Origin of the sequence: Sphingobacterium sp. PCS056, assembly GCF_023273895.1 — a bacterium.
Classification (GTDB): Bacteria; Bacteroidota; Bacteroidia; order Sphingobacteriales; family Sphingobacteriaceae; genus Sphingobacterium.
In genome coordinates this window covers 1,428,260-1,449,193 of sequence record NZ_CP096883.1, presented here as the reverse complement: position 1 = coordinate 1,449,193, position 20,934 = coordinate 1,428,260, and the positions used below count along the sequence as shown (strand labels likewise).

The 20,934-nt window shown below is 38.1% G+C and carries 16 protein-coding genes; 11 read left to right on the top strand and 5 right to left on the bottom strand.

Translation table 11 applies throughout. The features are described 5' to 3' along the window. Window positions 1–145 precede the first annotated feature (145 nt). The 9 genes from MUB18_RS06190 (at window position 146) to MUB18_RS06150 (ending at window position 14,729) form a co-directional block, all read left to right on the top strand. The gene (locus MUB18_RS06190) at window positions 146–1,792 is read left to right on the top strand and encodes a gliding motility protein RemB (RefSeq protein WP_248755310.1); all 1,647 of its coding nucleotides are present in this window, start codon (window positions 146–148) and stop codon (window positions 1,790–1,792) included. 203 nt (window positions 1,793–1,995) lie between these two features. Beyond that, window positions 1,996–2,808, top strand: coding sequence for a gliding motility protein GldL (gldL, locus tag MUB18_RS06185; protein ID WP_248755309.1), 813 nt, complete (start codon window positions 1,996–1,998; stop codon window positions 2,806–2,808). Window positions 2,809–2,837: 29 nt separating this feature from the next. Next, window positions 2,838–4,370 carry a gliding motility protein GldM gene (gene gldM, locus MUB18_RS06180; protein WP_248755308.1) on the top strand — a complete coding sequence of 511 codons (1,533 nt, stop codon included), beginning with the start codon at window positions 2,838–2,840 and terminating at the stop codon, window positions 4,368–4,370. 291 nt (window positions 4,371–4,661) lie between these two features. Further along, window positions 4,662–5,240, top strand: coding sequence for an RNA polymerase sigma-70 factor (locus tag MUB18_RS06175; RefSeq protein WP_248755307.1), 579 nt, complete (start codon window positions 4,662–4,664; stop codon window positions 5,238–5,240). Window positions 5,241–5,307: 67 nt separating this feature from the next. Further along, complete coding sequence (locus tag MUB18_RS06170; protein WP_248755306.1) at window positions 5,308–6,447, top strand: FecR family protein; 1,140 nt, start codon at window positions 5,308–5,310, stop codon at window positions 6,445–6,447. Between the two features lie 244 nt (window positions 6,448–6,691). Beyond that, window positions 6,692–10,114: a TonB-dependent receptor gene (locus tag MUB18_RS06165; RefSeq protein WP_248755305.1), complete on the top strand. Its 3,423-nt coding sequence runs from the start codon at window positions 6,692–6,694 to the stop codon at window positions 10,112–10,114. Window positions 10,115–10,125: 11 nt separating this feature from the next. Then, window positions 10,126–12,117, top strand: a complete 1,992-nt coding sequence (locus MUB18_RS06160) for a RagB/SusD family nutrient uptake outer membrane protein (RefSeq protein ID WP_248755304.1) — start codon at window positions 10,126–10,128, stop codon at window positions 12,115–12,117. Window positions 12,118–12,187: 70 nt separating this feature from the next. Continuing rightward, window positions 12,188–13,690: an alpha-L-fucosidase gene (locus MUB18_RS06155; RefSeq protein WP_248755303.1), complete on the top strand. Its 1,503-nt coding sequence runs from the start codon at window positions 12,188–12,190 to the stop codon at window positions 13,688–13,690. An 838-nt stretch (window positions 13,691–14,528) separates the two neighbouring features. Further along, the gene (locus tag MUB18_RS06150; RefSeq protein ID WP_248755302.1) at window positions 14,529–14,729 is read left to right on the top strand and encodes a hypothetical protein; all 201 of its coding nucleotides are present in this window, start codon (window positions 14,529–14,531) and stop codon (window positions 14,727–14,729) included. Window positions 14,730–14,859: 130 nt separating this feature from the next. Here the strand turns inward: MUB18_RS06150 and MUB18_RS06145 are convergent, their stop codons facing one another. The 4 genes from MUB18_RS06145 to MUB18_RS06130 form a co-directional block, all read right to left on the bottom strand. Next, window positions 14,860–15,786: an Rpn family recombination-promoting nuclease/putative transposase gene (locus MUB18_RS06145; protein WP_248755301.1), complete on the bottom strand. Its 927-nt coding sequence runs from the start codon at window positions 15,784–15,786 to the stop codon at window positions 14,860–14,862. Between the two features lie 121 nt (window positions 15,787–15,907). Continuing rightward, a complete protein-coding gene (hmpA, locus tag MUB18_RS06140; protein ID WP_248755300.1) occupies window positions 15,908–17,113 on the bottom strand; it encodes an NO-inducible flavohemoprotein in 1,206 nt (401 codons plus the stop codon). 53 nt (window positions 17,114–17,166) lie between these two features. Beyond that, the gene (locus MUB18_RS06135) at window positions 17,167–17,604 is read right to left on the bottom strand and encodes an RrF2 family transcriptional regulator (protein ID WP_248755299.1); all 438 of its coding nucleotides are present in this window, start codon (window positions 17,602–17,604) and stop codon (window positions 17,167–17,169) included. Window position 17,605: 1 nt separating this feature from the next. Then, window positions 17,606–17,845 carry a hypothetical protein gene (locus MUB18_RS06130; RefSeq protein ID WP_248755298.1) on the bottom strand — a complete coding sequence of 80 codons (240 nt, stop codon included), beginning with the start codon at window positions 17,843–17,845 and terminating at the stop codon, window positions 17,606–17,608. Between the two features lie 360 nt (window positions 17,846–18,205). Between MUB18_RS06130 and MUB18_RS06125 the strand changes: the two genes are divergently transcribed. Together MUB18_RS06125 and MUB18_RS06120 are read left to right on the top strand one after the other, a co-directional pair. Beyond that, window positions 18,206–18,811, top strand: a complete 606-nt coding sequence (locus MUB18_RS06125; protein WP_248755297.1) for a Crp/Fnr family transcriptional regulator — start codon at window positions 18,206–18,208, stop codon at window positions 18,809–18,811. Between the two features lie 300 nt (window positions 18,812–19,111). Further along, window positions 19,112–19,504, top strand: a complete 393-nt coding sequence (locus MUB18_RS06120; RefSeq protein WP_248755296.1) for a hypothetical protein — start codon at window positions 19,112–19,114, stop codon at window positions 19,502–19,504. A gap of 61 nt (window positions 19,505–19,565) precedes the next feature. Here the strand turns inward: MUB18_RS06120 and MUB18_RS06115 are convergent, their stop codons facing one another. Next, window positions 19,566–20,930, bottom strand: a complete 1,365-nt coding sequence (locus MUB18_RS06115) for a RagB/SusD family nutrient uptake outer membrane protein (protein WP_248755295.1) — start codon at window positions 20,928–20,930, stop codon at window positions 19,566–19,568. Window positions 20,931–20,934 lie beyond the last annotated feature (4 nt).

The following is a 20,934-nucleotide window of genomic DNA, read 5'->3' as shown; positions in this document are numbered from 1 at the left end:
AATAAAAATTAAAACAGTGATGTTAAACCCTACATCGAAGCTAATAGATTCATATAATTATAACTTTAAATTCAACTATATAAATTTTTAAGCTTTATTTTGTAGTCGTGGTATAAAATTTGTTATTCCTCGTTTTTCAACGCTCATGACACAAAAATGTACTTTAAAATATATCGCATTAGCTGGTCTAATCGGACAAGCCCTATTCATTCAGCATGATGTACAGGCACAAGTAAAGAATCAGCCCTATTCTTATTCATTTTCCCAGAAAATGAATGCTGTGCTGTATTCACCACATACGAGATTACATACATCTTCCAAACCCTACCTTTTTACTGATGAACTGCTCGTCACCTTTGATTCCATACAGTCCAATCAACGTATTTCATCAGACAATCTATTGTTGCGCAAGCTTTTTAATGAGCACCTCATGCAGGTAGATCAGGACGATTATAGTATTTACGTCGACTTTTTACCCGATATCACGTTAGGAAAAGACCGCTTAGGCGATAAACGTCGCACTTGGATGAATTCTCTTGGATTTCAAGCTGGAGCTACCTATGGAAAAAAATTAACTTTCTATACCAATTTAACGAAAAATCAAGCGGTATTCCCTCAATACCTAGACGACTATATCAATGAGAGTGAAGTTGTTACTGGACAGGGATCCTTTGATGATCGTTCTGGAAATAAAAAAGACTGGTGGAATACCACTGCAAGTCTAACCTATGCCTTTAGCAAACATTTTCAGGCTACTGCTGCATACGACAAAAACTTTATTGGTGACGGATACCGTTCCTTATTACTTTCCGATTTTTCCACAAATTATACCCATTTAAAATTAAGTGGTACCATTGGCAATGTGCAATACACTTCTATATGGGCATATATGAACGATCCAACCCATAAACGTCCAGAAGAGCTATTTGCAACCAATCGGTATGGTGATGGCAAAAAGTGGGGTGTCTTCCAATACATTGATTACAATGCGACCAATCGCTTATCCATTGGTTTTTTCCAAGCCATAACTTGGACGAATCGTGATGCCGCAGGAACCCGAGGTTTTGATTTCACCTACATCAATCCGGTGATGTTTTTACGTCCTGTTGAATCAAATAGTAGTGGTTCTCCGGATAAAATGTTTCTAGGATTGAATTCTAAATATAAGGTTTTACAAAACATTACAGCTTATGGCCAATTTTTACTAGGAGAATTCACCGCTAAGGAATTTTTCGGAGGAAAAGGATATATACATAACAAATGGGCCGCACAATTTGGTGTGAGAGGTCATAATTTATTTGCTGTGAAAAACTTAAACTTTTTAATAGAATATAATACTACTCGGCCTTATACCTATGCCCATTTTAATACAGGATCCAATTACAGTAATCATGCAGAACCTTTAGCACATCCTTTAGGTGCAAATTTTAGAGAAATAATAGGAATTGCGAATTACTCGTGGAAACGGTTTGACTTTTCAGCGCAGCTTAATTACAATGAAAAAGGTTTAGACCCTGAAGATGGCACAAATATGGGAGGTAACATTTTTCAGTCCTATCTTACATTTCCAGAGCGTTATGGAAATCACATTGGTCAAGGTATAGAAAGTCAGGTTATATACGCAGATGCAAAAGCAGCCTATGTACTCAATCCAAAATATAGCCTCCGTCTTGAAGTCGGCTATACACAGCGTTATCAAAAGATCCATTATGATACACCGGTCACGCATCAATCAGGGGTGTTTAGTATAGGTCTCCGGTCAAGCTTTAAGTCTTTATACGGAGATTTTTAACCATCTTACTTGTGTTGAATAAAAGCATTCCTATTCAGCAATAATCATGGAAGATCTTCTTATATGAGAATTTTTATATAAAAAAATAATCTACTTTTTATGGGATCCGCAATTTAGGCTTGAAAATTGCCCTAACAAATGACATCAACAATTGTTACTTTTATAATATCAATTTCGCATAATCAGCTTAAAAATTAAAAACTATGAGTAAGAAAAAAGACAATTCGAAATGGTTGAACGTCGCCATTTCTTGGGGAGCAAGTATCGTGATCATCGGCGTACTTTTTAAGATCCTGCATATTGGAGGATCTTATGCCAACTATATGATCGGAATCGGATTGGGAGTTGAAGCTATCTTATTTTTTCTAATGGGTTTCAATCCACCTGCACCAGAACCAGACTGGAGCCGCGTCTATCCCGAATTGGATGAAAATTATACGGGAGAACTTCCAGTACGTGGTGCCCCGATTGTCCATAGCCCTACCGGTCCATCAGCAACTGTCGCTTTGGATAAAATGTTTGCAGATGCAAATATTGACGAGACCAGTATCGGCAATTTAGGAAGAGGATTACGTGATTTCAGTGAGAAGATGTCGGCGATCAATAAAATTTCTGATGTTTCCCTAGCAACGGAAGATTTTACTCAAAAACTGAAATTAGCAACATCCAAATTTGATAGCATGAGTCTCGCTTTTGAGCAGGCATCGGCCAATTTGGTACAGATGTCCCATTCTTCTGCAGATACGACCAGTTACCACGAGCAAGTGAGTAAGTTGACCACCAATTTGCAGCAGTTAAACGGGATGTACGAGCGCGAACTTCAAGATTCTGCTTCGCACTTAAAATCGATGAACCAATTTTACGAGAATTTAAATTATACCATGCAAAACTTCAATGAATCGTTAGATGATTCCAAGGCATTCAAAGAAGAAGTGGGCAAGTTGGCCAAAAACCTAAACGCTTTAAATGCCATCTATGGCAATATGTTAAGTGCTATGAACCAGCCACGAGTTTAATCATCCATGTATCATATAAATCACTAAAAATGGCATTAGGAAGAGAAACTCCAAGACAGAGAATGATCAGCATTCTTTATCTGGTACTACTTGCATTACTTGCATTGAATGTACCCGATACCATCTTGGATGCATTTAAGAACATCAACAATAGTCTCGAAACATCACGCTCCAATGTCAACACGGCTGTACAGCAATTGTTTGCGGCATTTGAAAGTACCAAATTGAAAGAGGAGCCTGCCCGTGCAAAACCCATCTATGATAAAGCTAAAAAAGCACAATCCATTATCGGTGAGCTGAATACCTATATCAATGCATTAAAAGAAGACTTCACCAAACAAGGTGGCGGCATTGATCCAGAAAAAGGAGATCTTGTCAAAAGAGAAAACGAAGATATATCGCCCAATCTCATGATCAATGAGAAAAAAGGAACCGTGCTTAAGGATAAAATTAATGAGACCCGGGCAAAACTCTTGGCCTTATTAAGTCCTGAAGAACAAAAAAGTGTTTCTTTTTCATTAGAGGCAAAAGATCCTGAAAAATCTGTCAATGGCAAGAAAACTTGGGAAGAGATTAATTTCGGAAGCGGCACACCCCTGACTGCAGCCATGACGATCTTAACCAAAATCCAGACGGACGCTCAAAATGCGGAATCGGATGTGGTGAAATTAATCTTGGGAAAAATGGATCAGGCGGTTGTTAACTTAGACAAATTTGCAGCTGTTGCAGTAGCACCTACCTCCTACTTGGTACAAGGACAACCTTATCAAGCTGAAGTATTTCTGACCGCTTCAGATTCCAAATCCCAACCGGCCATCAGTGTCAATGGATCGCCATTACAGATTGTCGATGGAAAGGGAGTTTACCATGTATCGACAAGCAAAGAAGGCATCTTTTCTTGGACAGGCGTGATACAGGTGAAACAGACGGATGGTTCGATGAAAGAGTACCGCACGGCGACACAGACCTATCAGGTCGCACGTCCATCCGCAGTGGTATCTCCCGACAAGATGAATGTCTTGTATATCGGCGTGGACAATCCATTATCGGTTTCAGCAGCTGGTACGCCGACAGATAAAGTAAAAGTGAGTATGACCGGTGGAAGCCTATCTGGATCGGGCGGTAAATACATTGCGCGGGTATCATCGCCAGGTACCGCACGGATCTCGATCGCCGCAGAAGTAGCACCTGGTAAGATGCAGACTTTGAGCACGACAGAATTCCGTGTCAAACGTATCCCCGATCCCATTGCAAAATTTGCAGGCAAAACCGGTGGTTCCATGGCTACCGTAGCCCTAAAAGCACAGAATGCCATCTTTGCAAAATTGGATAATTTTGATTTTGACGCTAACTTTAAAGTGACTAAATTTACGATGATTATCGCAAAGCCTCGTGCTGATGCGATTGTATTGTCTACTTCAGGCAATCAATTGAGCTCCAGCATGGCATCTGCCTTAAACGGTATCACACCGGGCACCCGTGTTATCTTTGATAATATCGTCGCTGTAGGTCCCGATGGTACATCAAGACCATTAAATGCGGTAGCATTGACTGCAAACTAATCTTAATTTAATCTTCTATAGAAAAGGCCTGATCAATTGATTAGGCCTTTTTTAAACGCCGAAGCTCATATTCTCCTTCCATCAATTCCCAGCTTTCTCCCACCAATACACATCCTACTGAAGGTAACTTTCTGTCTTCTTATCTTATAATCATCCATAAAAACCTAAACCTGCCATAAAAAACTAACTATCAAATAGATATCCGAGATAAATTAAAAACAATTTATGTCATACATAATTTGTTTTTAGCAAGGTAATTATATATCTTGTACCATTAGTCTACCAAATTTTATGAAAAATACTCCAAATGGGGATGCCGAGCTATTAGCTCAGTTAAGGGAGAGCAAACATTCGGCACTTACTGAAATTTATAATAGGTATTGGAAATATCTATATCAATCTAGTTTTCGGATACTCCAAGATCATGAAAAATGCAATGATGTCATACAAGAGGTATTTGTTAATCTTTGGGAAATCCGTTCAAAACTTTTCATAAAACTATCTTTAAAATCATACCTCTATGCAGCTGTTAAATATGAAGTACTGCGGCAGCTTAGAAAACAGGTTATTAATGATGATATATTGGATTTTATTGATACGTTGGAAGATAATTCCAATGAGGAACTCATGGAATATAAAGAATTGCAACAGCAAATAGACCAGATCATAGAAGAGCTACCCTCACGTTGCCAAGAAGTATTTAAATTGAGCCGCTTGGAGCATCTCACTCATAAAGAAATTGCAGAAAAATTGGCTATAAGTACTAAAACTGTCGAATATCACATTGCCAATGCATTAGTTTACTTGCGTAGTCAATTGGGAAAAACACTCAGTATAGAGCTATTTATACTTTTTTTAATCAATCGATAAAAAAAATAAATAATTGACTAGGGATAGCCATCCCTTATTTACTCTTATATATAAATAACCTTAAATTTTGAGAAAACAAGAATTTCTAACCTTATTAGATAAATACCTCAATGGCGAAACATCTATTGAAGAGGAGGAACTATTATCCAAATTTCATGCGACATATCGCCATCATGAACATTTGGATGATTCTTTTTTTACTGAGGATCTTAGGCTTGAAATCTTATCAAAGATAGAAAATCGTATCGGAACTCATCAAGTAAAGGTTTACAACTGGAGGCACTGGGCGGCCATAGCAGCAGCTGTATTGATCACACTGTCGGGTATCACGTATAATTATCAAAGATGGAATGAAACAACGTACCAGCAAATCGCGAATAATGCTGAAAATGTATTGCCTGGTAAAAATAAGGCGATATTAAGATTGGCAAATGGAAAAGTTATCTCCTTGGAGGAGGCTGACATCCATGCACACACCATATCAAGAGAACAAGGTTTGACGATCCAAAGAAATAAGAGTGGACAGCTTGTCTATATCATTGGAAATGAACAGAACACAAATGCTATGGGCAATAATACGATTGAGACACCTCGAGGTGGGCAATATCAAGTTATACTTCCTGACGGTACACATGTTTGGTTAAATTCGGAATCCTCTTTAACCTATAATGTCGACTTTAAAAAACAAAGAAAAGTTCACTTGAAAGGAGAGGCTTATTTTGAAGTCGCAAAGAAAACTGTCCCTTTCATCGTACAGAACGAAATGCAAGAAATACGCGTATTAGGAACTCATTTTAATGTCAATTCCTATCAAGATGAAGCCTATTCACAAACCACGCTCCTAGAAGGTCAGGTCGAAATAAGCGCTCTAAATAATAAAAACCAAACCATATTGATGAAGCCAAACTTTAGTGTAACGACCAATAATACCTCTGGTATTTCTAAACAAAGTGAGGCTGATATAGCAGCAATAATGGCTTGGAAAAATGGTGATTTTCATTTTGAAGATCAAAAATTGTCTACCATATTACGTGCTATATCGCGCTGGTATAATGTACAAGTAGATTACAACTCACTTCCCAATACGCACTATACCCTGCAGATATCAAAGCATGTAAGACTTTCAGATGTACTAAAAATGTTGGAAAAAACTGGACCTGTTACATTTCAGTATAATGAGCAGATGATCCATGCTGTAAAACAATAACCGATTCAACCAATTAATAAAAAGCTTATGATAAAAAACAACTAAACAACAATCTAAAAAAGAAATCCAGCCGCACGGCCATGCAGCTGGACCCTATCAAAAAGGGTAATGAAACAAACTTAAAATACTACTAATCACTAACCTAATGAACAAATGTATGAATATTCTGATGCATTGTAGGGAATTGTTATTCATTTTTTTGAATCGGATCTCTACAATATTATGTCATGGTTTTTTCCTGAAAATGAAAATAACAACTTTATTAATTATCGCAGGTTTACAAGTCTCTGCTAATGTCTTCTCTCAAGAGATTAGCATAAATGTAAAAAATGCACGCTTAAAAGAAATATTATCCAGTATCCGTAAACAAACCGGGTATAACTTGGTATACAATACCGAATTAATTAATCATGCTAAACTGATTTCTATCGACTTCAACAAGCTTTCGTTGCAACAGGCGATGACTTTATTATTTGCAAATCAACCCTTTGATTACGAATTGAATGGAAAAACACTCTTAATCACGCCAAAAAACGAAAACACAAAGACAACGCCAACTGTATCTATTCAACAGCAAACCATTGCTTCAGGTCGTATCACAGATGCAAACAACAAACCTTTAGCCGGTGTGACTGTCAAAGAGAAAGGAACAAGCAACGCGACCACAACCAGTGAAAATGGGACCTTTAAATTATCTGTTAAAGACGCTAGATCAATACTCGTTTTTAGCTATGTAGGCCATACTACTTCAGAAAAGCCAGCGGGTTCTCAGATGAATTTCATCATGGAAGAAAACTCTTCAGCCATGGATGAAGTCGTGGTTGTCGGCTATGGAACACAGAAAAAAATAAATTTAACCGGTTCCGTCTCTACAGTAAGCGCAAAGCAACTCGAATCCAGACCCGTGCAAAACTTAGGACAGGCCCTACAGGGAATGGTTCCTGGATTAAATTTACAGACTGCAGGACTTGGAGGCGAACTCAATCAAACCATGAGCCTCAATATCCGTGGAGCAGGTACAATTGGTGTGGGCTCCACTTCATCTGTATTGGTATTGATCGATGGAATGGAAGGTGATATGAATGCGCTAAATCCGCAGGATATCGAAAATATCTCGGTTCTAAAAGATGCAGCTTCAGCCGCGATATATGGATCTAGAGCTCCTTTCGGTGTTATTTTAATTACAACAAAAGCAGGAAAAATCGGAAAACCGGTGGTCAATTACAACAATAATATCAGGCTAAGTGCACCAAGAGGTTTACCAACGATGTTGGATTCTAAAACATTTGCTTACTATTACAATGAAGTTGCGGCTAATGATGGCGAAGCTGCCAAATTTTCACAAACTGTCCTTGATAAAATCATTGCCTACCAAAATGGCGAAATCAGTACAGTCTCCACAGCAGGGGCTGATGGAAAATGGCAATACTATACGGGATCGAACGCCAATACCAACTGGTTTGAAGAATTTTACAAAAACTTCTCCACTTCACATGAACATACCATGAGTGTGAACGGTGGATCAGACCGTGTTAAATATTATTCTTCACTGAATTATATGGATCAGGATGGTCTCAATAAATATGCTAACGATAATTTCAAACGTTTTTCATTTGCTACAAAATTAGATATCAAAATTTCCGATAAACTAGATCTATTGACAAATACCCGGTTTGTAAGAGAAGATTTTGATAAAGCGACGCATATGAATGATCTTTATTATCACAATATTGCCAGACGCTGGCCAACAGTTCCTGTACGCGATGATAATGGATTCTTTTCAGAGCCTTCAGAAATAAATCAATTACTGGACGGAGGACGCACCAACTATCAAAAAGACTTTTTATACCAGCAGATTCAGTTAAAATATCAACCGATCAAAGGCTGGAATATCACCGGTAATGTCAATTACAGAATCACCAATAGAAATGATCACAGCGAAATCCTAAAAGCTTATGCTTATGCTGTAAACAAAGAACCTTTCCTTGTACCAGTCGGTTACAACAGTGCTGGAGGAACCAGTGTCGCGGAAACTGCGCGAAAAGATGAATACTTCAGTACCAATTTATTTTCAGATTATAGTTTCAATATTGCCGAAGATCACCAGTTTACCGTTCTAGCAGGATTCAATTCAGAATTGAATAAGTACAGAACGCTAGGGGGAAGTATGAGCGGTTTGATCACGGACGATATCCCTACTTTAAATACCGCAACATTAGACCCGAAAACCAATGGTGGTTATCAACATTGGGCTATCGCAGGATTTTTTAGCCGGGTCAACTATAGCTATAAAGACCGCTATCTATTGGAATTAAATGCCCGCTATGACGGTTCATCCCGATTTCCAACCGACTTACGATGGAATCTCTTCCCTTCATTTTCTGCAGGCTGGAATATCTCCAACGAAGCCTTTTGGCCTTTAAAATCTGAAATATCGTTATTCAAACTTAGAGGATCTTACGGAGAGCTGGGTAATCAGGGAACAGACAACTGGTATCCTTTCTATTCCATCATGCCGGTTACAGCTGGACAAGGAAGCTGGTTACTCAATGGTGTGAAACCAAATTCGGCAAGTGCTCCAAATTTAATTTCCTCTTCTTTAACCTGGGAACGTGTGTCGAGCTGGAATCTGGGATTGGATGTCGCTGCCCTCAACAATCGTTTAGGACTCGCGTTTGATATCTATAAAAGAAATACTTATGACATGATTGGTCCAGCACCCGATCTACCTGCGATTCTGGGAACAGCGGTACCTCGCATCAATAATTCAGAAATGTATTCCAAAGGATTTGAAGTAGAACTTTCCTGGAAAGACGATATCGGAGATTTCAATTATGGCGTACGTGCCGTGTTATCAGACGATCAACAGACCATCACAAAATACCCGAATTCAACCGGAAATTTTACCCAATGGTATAATGGTAAAAAGAACGGGGAGATCTGGGGTTATACAACGCTGGGTATCGCACAGACACAAGAGCAGATGGATGCACACATTGCCAATACCAAACAATCCTTTGCTACCAAATGGCAAGCAGGAGATGTCATGTATATGGATAAAAATGGAGATGGACAGGTCAACAACGGAGCAAATACCTTGACCAATCCAGGTGATCTGAGTATTATCGGCAATAGCCTGCCCCGCTTTAGATACAGTTTAGATCTTACTGCAGCTTATAAAGGATTTGACGTCCGAGTATTTCTTCAGGGAATTGGGAAACGGGACCACGTGCCTAATGGACCATATTTCTGGGGTGCCAATGGCGGTATGTGGCAATCGGCAGGTTTCCAGGAAAATATGGATTTCTTCAGAGACGAAAGTTCAGTGATGGTACAAAATGATGTGTTAGGTGTCAATACAGATGCATACCTACCAAGACCGTACTTCAACACACAAAAAAATCAGCAGACCCAGACACGCTACTTACAGAATGCCGCTTATCTGCGTTTAAAGAATGCACAGATCGGTTATACCTTCCATCCAGCATTACTATCAAAGATCGGACTGTCAAAAATCCGTGTATATGCTTCCGGAGAGAATCTATTGACATTTACAAAAATGGCAAAAGTATTTGACCCGGAGACGGTTGGTTTAGGCGGCTGGAACGATGGTAAATCCTACCCGTTCTCAACCATCTATTCTTTTGGACTAAGTGTGAATTTTTAATGATTTGAATAATGAAAAAAAGCTATATAAATAAGATACAACAATTATTTGCAGGTGTCCTTGTCTTGAGTACATTATTCTCCTGTAATAAATATTTGGATAGAGCACCTTTGTCCGATGTAACACCGTCAGAGTATTTAAATACTGAAGCTGATCTCGCTGCATATACCATTACCCGTTACAATTTTCCGACACATAGAGATTGGGGATTGGGTACATTTGCCAATGATAACGGGACAGACAATCAAGTGACTTCGGGCTATGCGACACGTTGGGTACCTGGCGAATGGCGAGTAGGCGCTACAGGTGGAGACTGGGATTTTACGAATATCCGTCAGGTCAATTATTTCATCGAATCGGTAGTACCCAAATGGAAAAGTAACAGCATCACCGGCAATAAACTCAATATTGAGCATTATATCGGTGAAGCCTATTTCTTACGGGCTTACGAATACTTCAACAAAGTACAAGCATTGGGAGATTTTCCTATCTTAAAAAATACCGTAAAAGATAATCTAGAGGAATTAACCGCCATCTCTGTGCGCAAACCCCGAAATGAAGTTGCTCGTTTTATCATCGCAGATCTCGATTCTGCCATTACTTTGCTGAGTACAACAACTGCTTCCGGGAAAACCCGTATCACCAAAAATGCAGCGCTATTGTTAAAATCTAGAGTGGCACTGCATGAAGCTACCTGGCTGAAATACCATAAAGGAACTGCTTTAGTTCCCGGAGGACCAGGATGGCCAGGAGCACAATCAAATCCTAATTTCGCCATGAATATCGATCAGGAAATCGATTACTTCTTGACACAGGCTATGGAGTCTGCGCAGTTGGTAGCAGATGGAGTAGCTTTAGTCAACAATACCAAAGATAATGGCTTTAACTCATCCAATAATCCTTATTTCAAAATGTTTGGTGATTTTGACCTAAATGCCTATAGTGAAGTGCTTCTTTGGAGGCAATATAGCCTACCCTTAAATGTTACGCATACTGTCAATCATTACATGAACAGAAATGCAGGGAATTCGGGATATGCAAAAGGATTAGTGGAAAATTTCACCATGGCAAACGGATTACCGATTTATGCTGCAAATTCAGGATATAAAGGCGATAATGTAATCAGCGATGTAAAAATTGACCGCGATAACCGCTTACAGATCTTTATGAAAGCTCCGGGAGAGTTAAGCTACACCGACCGAAAGAATACCAATGGACAAGATATCGTTGAGGGAAACCCAGATATTTTAGGTATTGCTGAAACTCGATATGTAACAGGTTATGCTCTTAAGAAAGGGTTCAGTTACCTGATCGCACAATCCGAAGGTGCAACCACCACTACCGGATCTATTGTATTCAGGGCCGTTGAAGCTTACTTAAATTATATCGAAGCCAGCTACCTTAAAAATGGTTCGGTCAACGCTAAGGCGCAGGCATACTGGACGCAAATCAGGGAGCGTGCTGGTGTCAATCCCGATTATATGAACACGGTCAATAATACCGATATGAATATGGAAGCAAAAGGTGATTTTGGGGCGTACTCTGCGGGACAATTATTATCGGATAAAGTTTTGTATAATATCCGACGAGAAAGACGTTTGGAATTAGTGGCAGAGGGCATGCGGTTTGCCGATCTAAAACGCTGGAGAGCATTGGACCAATTGGCGGCTAAACCTTATATTGTTGAAGGCATGAAAATATGGGGACCTATGCAAGACTGGTACAAAGATGAAAAAGGAGTTTCAACATTGATACCGCCTAATACTCCCGGAAAAACGGGTAATGTTTCCTTAAAGTCAGAAAGCAATTATCTTAGACCTTACCGCATCAACTTAGCGGCAACCAATTTAGTCCTCGACGGGTATAAATGGATCAGTGCACATTATTTAAATCCAATTGCTATGAGCCACTTTACCATAACTTCACCAGACGGTTCACCGGAATCGTCAAGTATATACCAAAATCCGGGATGGCCATTAATGGCCAATCAAGGTGCAAAATAATTAAGCTAATCCCAAAAATTAAATCACCATATTGCATTTCTGCAGTATGGTGATTGTAGTATCAACAAAAATGAAAAACATCAAAATACCGATTTTATGCGGGCTTATTTGTCTTGCATCAATCACACTTGCACAGCAGAATTATGTGGAATTAAAACCTGAGGATACAAAAGAAGACATCATCAGAAAAGCGGCACATGTAAGACCTACCAAACGTCAACTTAAATGGCAAGAGCTTGAAGTAACCGGATTTATACATTATGGGATCAATACTTTTACCGGTAAAGAATGGGGAGATGGCAAAGAAGATCCTAAATTATTTAACCCTAAAAAACAAGATGCCGAACAATGGGTAAAAATTGCTAAAAAAGCAGGGATAAAACTATTGATCTTAACAGCAAAACATCATGATGGCTTCTGTTTATGGCCAACAGCCACAACTGAACATTCCATTAAAAACTCACCCTATTTAAATGGTCAAGGCGATGTTATGAAAGAATTATCCGATGCCTGTCGTAAACATGGTGTAAAATTTGGTGTTTACTTATCTCCCTGGGATCAACACGAAGCCGTTTACGGAACAGAAGCTTATAATGATTTTTTTGTCAAACAACTGACAGAATTATTGACACAATATGGCCAAGTAGATGAAGTATGGTTTGACGGTGCAAACGGAGAAGGTCCAAATGGCAAAAAACAAGAGTACGATTTTGAAAGGTATTATAAGACCATAAGAGCCATTCAACCCGAAGCCGTCATCGCCGTGATGGGACCAGATGTCAGGTGGGTAGGTACAGAGACAGGTTATGGAAGAGATACAGAGTGGTCTGTCGTACCAACTGCTGCGCTCAGACAGGATGCCGTAGCAGGTGAATCGCAGCAGGACATGACTATAAAACCTAAAGGTGACATGAGAAATAGCGATTTAGGATCAAGAAGTCAGATCGAAAAAGCAGAAGCATTAGTTTGGTATCCTGCCGAAACAGATGTTTCCATAAGACCGGGCTGGTTTTTCCATGAAAATCAAAATGACCAAGTAAAGAGCCCCGAAAAGCTCTTGGATATTTATTTTAACTCTGTCGGCAAGAATGGTGTATTATTACTGAATATCCCTCCATCACAAGATGGTCTCATTCACGAAAAGGATGAACAGGCGCTTATTGGGTGGAAAAATTTAAGAGATCAAATTTTTGCTAATAATTTGTTGAAAACAACTTCTGCGAAACTCATCAATCAGCATAAGGAAATTATAACAAAAAAGGAGAAAACAGGTCAATATTGGACAACAAAAGGAGTGGATACTGCAACCTTTGTATTTGACATTGGAAAAGAGCAAGAATTTAATCTGCTCGATATTTCAGAGTTTATAAAATATGGACAGCGTGTAGAGAAATTTGAGCTGGAGGTGCTACAAAATAATGCTTGGACTAAAGTTGCATCTGGAACAACAATAGGCTCAAGAAGAATTTTACAATTTAACACCATCAAAGGAAAACATGTTCGCCTAAAAATACTTGAAAGCAGATTAAATCCGATGATACAAAATATTGGTCTCTACCATTATATCCAATAATTATTAATAGACAAGAGCCTATCCTTTTTTAATGTGATTGTAATCGACATCCAAAATTGACCTAAACAAAATTCAAAATCAACGATATTTTTAACCGTATTTGATACTTATACTATTTATGACTATATTTAAGTATGCATAGGATGCTATTCATAATGGGGCTTATAAAAGAAAACCTGTAACTTGATGTTACGGGTTTTTCTTTTAATAAAAAGATTGGAATGATTTCTACTACAACCATCTTTACCTCTCTTTTCAAACGGAATATGAAACATTTTTAACGTTTTATCATCAACTTTTGAAAAACAAATATGTCAACGAGATCAATTTCCATAGCTTTAAAAATCATAAAACCTGCGGCTGCAGTCAACGCCATATCATAAAAAAAGTAACCAAAAATTATTTAATGTAGATGCATTCTCGATCTTCTTTAAAAAAACAAATAACAGCAATATCTCCTGATGAAGCACATTTGCCACCAGACCGTACCGTCATCGGTTACCTCAGCGAGCTGTAACAGAGCGCTATAGAACTGCTGACAGAAGGTTAAGTAAACAAATAGGCTATAATAACCTATATTAACTTGTGTTATGTAATACTTTTTAGTAAATTTGAATCTATCATCGGATTGGATCTTCTACATAAGAACGGTAATAGCGGTACATATTATTCAGTTTTTACTATTCTCAGAAAAAAGCTTTCCAATAAATAGATATGATATACCAATATCTTTTACTAACAAGATATTGTTCCACTCATTTGATTATTCATCTACCTATAATAATTATAAAAAGGACTTCAAAAATTTTGAAGTCTTTTTTTATGAAAATGAATGTAGATGATGACAGATCAAAGGATCAGAATGTTAAAAAATCCTTGTTTTTGTAGATTGCCCTTTCCGAAGGAGCCTGAGGAAAAACCGCAAGAATTTACCCTATTGAAGCGCTGGGAAAAAGAAATATTCAAAAGTAGTAACGGAAAAATACAGGACTTCTCTGCCCTCGATGGTATGGGTACTGGTAACGATCATAGTCTATGATGAGTACTGTTTTAAAAGCCCGAAAATAATGGATTAGTTTCATTAACGGATACGGTAAGGATGGTATAAAACCTATAAAGCTATTCTGGCCAGAATGGCTTTATAGGTTTATCTATATGATCTATTTGATTTATTTTAGTTTTTCGATCTCGTCGATGGTAAGCCCGGTACCCTCGGCAATTTGTTCTAATGGTAAACCCATCATTTTAAATTTCAAAGCTGTCTCCATGGCTTTTTTTTGCTCGCCTTGGGCAAGACCTTCTTTTAAACCCTTTTTTATACCCTCTTTTAAACCTTCTTTTAAACCTCGATCATGACCAAGACGCTGAGCAGTAGCATAGGTATTCTCTGCATCACGCTTATGTTTTAAACTTGCTTCGTATGCCATCTTATCCTCCGGTGTTAATTTTGCGACTTCGCCTATGTCAAAGATAAGACCAAATACCCGCTTATCCAAAAAATCCGGTATTTTATCAAGTTTACTCATGTTTTTCAATAGATATAGCCACATATCCATATCCGTCTTGATATCAGTCTCATCCTTATTAAAATTTGGTAATACCAACAGCTTATAACCAAGCTTTTCATAAAAAACACGATTACTCTGCTTATCGCAGAGGGCAACATCGTAAAAATACTTTCCGGGTTCTGTTTCTCCTAATTCAAACTCTAAAATACCGATAAAATAGACTTCGGGAAGTTCATATGTATTTCCCTTATAGCCCTTGGGAATAAGTTTATTGATCAGCCTGGATGTATAAAAAACGGTTCGGTCCTTAAAAAAATCTTGATAAAGCTGCTGCATCTCAATAATGAAATGCTCACCATCAATGCCGGTACAATACAGATCGAAAATAACCTTCCGTTCATTTTCAAGATCGCCATCCTGCTCCACTGGCCGATAATGAAGATCTTGAATAACTTTCTCTCCCTCAAAGAGCCCATTTAAAAACCCAATTAAAATCGGCTTATTTTCTTCCCTGCCAAAATAAAATTTAAAACTCCAGTCTCCACTAAAACCAACATACTTACCTAAGTTACTTTTTGTTTTTTTCATAATAATATGGTTTATTTAAATCATTAATTAGATAACCAAATATGATAAAAACTAAAAATATTAGCCGGTTATTAAACGTTTGTAGTCGACAGTAGTCGTTTGCTGTCGGCTACTGATCATCTTAATTCAACTGCAATGATGCTGGTCCAAATTCCTCAAAATAGATGACCGATTTTTGCACACCGTTTTCTATTAGAAAATTATAATGTTTTTTAATGAAGGGAGCAGGTCCACAAATATAATATTCTGTCTCACTTTCAAGTATGCTATCTTTTAGCACTTCAAGATCAACCCAACCTTCGTATTTGTCATTTTGTTCCTCTTTCACTTGTTCATAAAAGATATGCTGATTGATATTGGAAATTACAGCAGTTATTTCATTAATCTTATCTTTAAAAGCATGTACTTCTTCATTTCTACAACCATGTACCCAAGTTATTGGCACATTGATGTTTTTATTTGAAGTTAAATCCTCAAACATAGATAACAAAGGCGTCTGTCCCACGCCCCCACTGATAAAAACTTTTGGTGAATCGCTTGCTACATTTAACACAAATGTACCAGCAGGTGCTGAAAGGTCTACCATATCGCCTGGGTTAATATAGTCATGAAGACGGTTACTAATCATACCATCGGGATATGGGCTACCCGCTTCTCTTTTTACAGATATACGATAATATTGGCCATTAGGAGCACTTGAAATACTGTATTGGCGTGGTTGTAATAATTGTAATTCAGGAAGAAATAAACGCAAACTAATATATTGTCCTGGAAGATGATTTTCTACAGAACCGTTATCAGCAGGGTAAAGATAAAATGAAGTGATCTCTGCTGATTCTACTACTTTTTGTTTTACAACGAAAGGTCTCCAACCTGTCCAACCACCTTTTTGCTCCGTATGCTTTTTATACAAACCTTGTTCATGGCCGCTCATTAATAACGCCAGTTGTTGGTAAGCAATTGTCCAAGCATCTACCAATTCTGGGCTAGCCGCTTCGCCGAGAACTTCTTGAATAGATGCTATTAAATGATTACCTACAATCGTATAATGTTCTGGTCGGATATCAAGACTCGTGTGTTTATGACCAATATTGCCTACTACAGGTAGCAATACCGAAGGATCTTCAATATTTTCTGCATAAGCTAACACAGCCATTGCTAAAGCAGTTTGTTGCTTACTATTTTGTTGATTTCCCATATTAAACATGTTTTTTAATTCGGGATTGTGCTGAAACATCCGGTTGTAAAAGTGTGTGGTCAATAATACACCATGCTCTCTCAATACAGGTACAGTAGCTTTTACCAATTGTTTTTGCTCGTTTGTCATGTTATAAAAAGTATTAATAAAAGATAAAAATGTCTTTTATTTGATTAAAAAAATTATTTATTCAGTGTTAATGTTCCATGGAGTAATTCGGTATTAAATGCCCCAATAGAGGTCATATGCAACATGTGCGTCATTTGGTTACGAATTTTTTTAAATTCATGGTGTAGCGGACAAGGGTTGCTTTCTGAGCAGTAACTTAAGCCCATACCACAGCCCGTAAATATATCATCACCTTCTAAAGCACTAATGATATCGGCTATGGGTCGATTTAGCCCTTTTGTATCCATGTAAAAGCCCCCATTAGGTCCTTTAGCTGATAATATGATATCCTGCCGACTTAATTTTTGCAATATTTTCCCCAAAAAATGCTCTGGTGAATTAATATTCTCGGCAATTTCTTTTATACCTACACGTTGTCCATCCTGAGATTTACTGGCGATATAAAATACGGCTCTCAAAGCATACTCACATGTTTTTGAAAAAAAACCCATATTAGATTATTGTCTTGGATTGATATAAATATTGTACCCATTTGGAAGAACAATAACCAAAATCAGCGCCAAAACTATGAATTACAGATTCCTTTATATGGTACATCGGAGACGAAATAGCAAACAAAATACGTCCACGGCCCGGGTCCGACATTTCTCCAAAACGATAAATTTCATCAAATACAAATTCATCAGATGAAAGCTCCAATACTTTTATATCTTCCAAATTCTGAATGTCCATTTTCATGGAAACAAAGATAAGAACTAAATAATAAAAGACAAAATTATCTTTTATTATAAAAACACGTTTTACAAGTGTTACTGCAACAAAATAGTCAACTAATCCCATAAAGGAATATCATGTTCAAACTTTTTGACATTTAAAAATTAGCAGAAAACAGTTAACCTTTTAAAACCCCCGCATTCACCCTATAAAAACACCTATTCAGAAATATTTTCATCAATTCAACCGGCAATTATTATTATAGACTAATTTTTCTTTTAATAAGCGAGTGATGGAGTGACGAGTGACGAGTGACGAGTGACGGAGTGGTCTAACCATCTAACTCTCTAACCACCTAACCATCTAACAACAAAATCAATGAAAAAACATACCGTCTTACATCAGCAGGCTGTAGAGCAGCTGCTCACGTATTGGAGTCAATATGCCAAAATAAAAAGATCCCATTTCAATTGGCTTTTAGACCATAGCACCTATCACCAAGTTTCGACTCGGGGAGTTTTATATCAAGAAGGAAGCCGAGAAAAAAATGTTTACATCGTGTGTGGTGGATTGATTGCCCGCATTTATGAAAATGACGCGTCTGAAACAGATAAAATCTTTTCCGTCGCTCTCCCCGGCATGGCTCTGACGACTACGGAGCATTTATATTCAGACCGTCCCAGTCAGGGACATATCGTTGGTATACGGCCAAGCCATATCCTCGCATTACCATATGAGACGGTACATAAATACAAGAAAAAAGACGCTAAAGTGGCGGTTTTGGTCGATGTACTCCACAGTAAAAAGAAAAAGCAGCTCGTTCAGCTCAGGCGGCTATCCCTTATCCAAAATCCATCAGAGCGTTATCTCCGGTTTTACCGTGATATGCCGATGCTCCGAGCTATCCTTTCGCAACGCGAAATGGCGATGCTTTTATCCATCTCTCGTAGTACGATCCAGCGCGCAAACCGGCGAATTCCGTAAAAAGCATCATATATGCATCCATCAATATGGAAAACCGCGCAAAATATGTAGCAGTTGTGCATCCAGCAGACCACAATAAAATGCTTGACATTTGATATATAAACAGATGCGGTATTCAACTGCCTTTCAGAAGTTCTAAAAAAAGAAGAATAGGACCCAGAAAGGGATAGCATCTCTCGGAATTGCGACATACCAGATATACAGATTCCCCTGCGGAATAATAGGACAAAAAGAGCACATTGCCGAGACATGATAAAAACAACAGTTGAGCTTGCAGCTGTCTATTAAAAAAATAGCAATATGAGAACATTATTAAAAAGAGCCATCGGCGCAACAAGTGTGTGTGTCGTGGCAGCAGGAATGGTATTAGGAGCAAATGCCTTTACGAAAAATGAGGAAATGCAAGTGGTCAAGACAGATCCAGAACTAAAAGAATGGCATTTTAATGGAACGTCGAACAGCGAAAAATTAGATGCAAGCAAATATTCTGAATATAGTTCAGAGCCCTGCGGCGGAGTAGAACAAACAATTTGTATTGTTTTGGCTCCAGAAGACACGAGCAATCCAGGTCAGCCCAACATGTCGCATCAAGTAACACCAGGCAACAGTGTGGCCAGTAGAATTAATAGCGCTATCCCTACTATTGGTAGCCCAAGTACAAACGAGACTGTTACTTCTCTACGATCATTCTAACTGATCTCTAAGTTAGGAAAAATGGACAGATCATTCAATCTGTCCATTTTTTCTCTAATACTTATCTTTCATTTTGTTCTATATTACTTAACCTGATCACATCTTCAGGGATAAGCCAATAAAAACGTTTATCCAAAGCCGGTAAGCTTGCAATAACCTCTCCCTGATCATTTTTGCGAACAAGTGTTAATCTAAAATTTGGATCACGATTATATCTTTTAATATCACTCCATCTTACTCCTCTAAATAACAGCTCTTTGCGTCTTTCGTCTAAAATTTTAGCTAGAGCACTTTTATTATCAAAGAATAAAAAGGGTACGAAATTGCCTCTGCTCCATTTCGATTCGAGAAGGGTATTCAACTGTTTCGATGCTACTTGCAGATCCCCTCTTCGGGCAGCACATTCGGCACTGATTAGATACAGTTCTGCAGTTGTCAATCCGCCGAAAAAAGTTGAAAATTGAGCCCCCGCGTAATTCCCTTTAAAACCGATCTCACCGTTGTCCTTTTTATAGAAATAAGCTTGTTTTCTTAGATCAAAATCATTATACTGTTTATAAAAAGCACTATCAATAGAAATTCTGTCATTGACTATTGTACTATTCTTATTACTAAATGCAAGATATATTATTTCGTTATGTAAAAATGGAAAAGGAAAATTTTTGGTTACATCAATCTCATTTAAATTGAGCAATGACGAATATATCGCCAGCGCCTGATTAGCATACTTCTCAGCCTCTTCATAGTCATCCATAGCTAAAGATATTCTGGCCATCAATGCATATGCAGCAACTTTCGATGGTCTATTTGACTGCGTTGAGACCTCTGGCAATAATTGAACACATGCATAGAGATCATCCCAAATAGCTCCGTAAGTTTCTCCCAAAGTAGTTCTATAAATGGGCTCTGTGTAATCGGATGAATACCGCAACGGAATCCCCAGCCTTTTATCCATCGTTTCATTACCTAAAGGCGTATAGATCTGTGCTAAATTGTAGTTATTAAATGCTCTAAGAAATAAAGCTTCACCTTTTAACACCTTTCCCTCAGCGCTATTTTCTTCTTTCAATCGCTTTACTGTTTCCATTGCAATATTGGCAATCATAATCGCTCGGTACGAGAATTGCCAATCTCCAGACAACTCAAACGCAGGATAGTTCTCTCGCCAAAGGTAAATACCTTGGTAGGTGTCATTTAAATTAGTTAATACAATATCATCCAGGTAATAATCATCTGTGCCCATTTCCAGTAATGGAGGGGCTACCATGTTTAAAACATCATCATTATCTAGTAGGGCCCTTACATCTTCCAAACTTTCGGGTACGGTTAATGAAATATCAGGTTTCTCTTCTAAAAATTTATTACATGAACAAAAGATGAGGACAGACAAGCCACATATCACTCGCAACATAATTTGATAATTCATAACA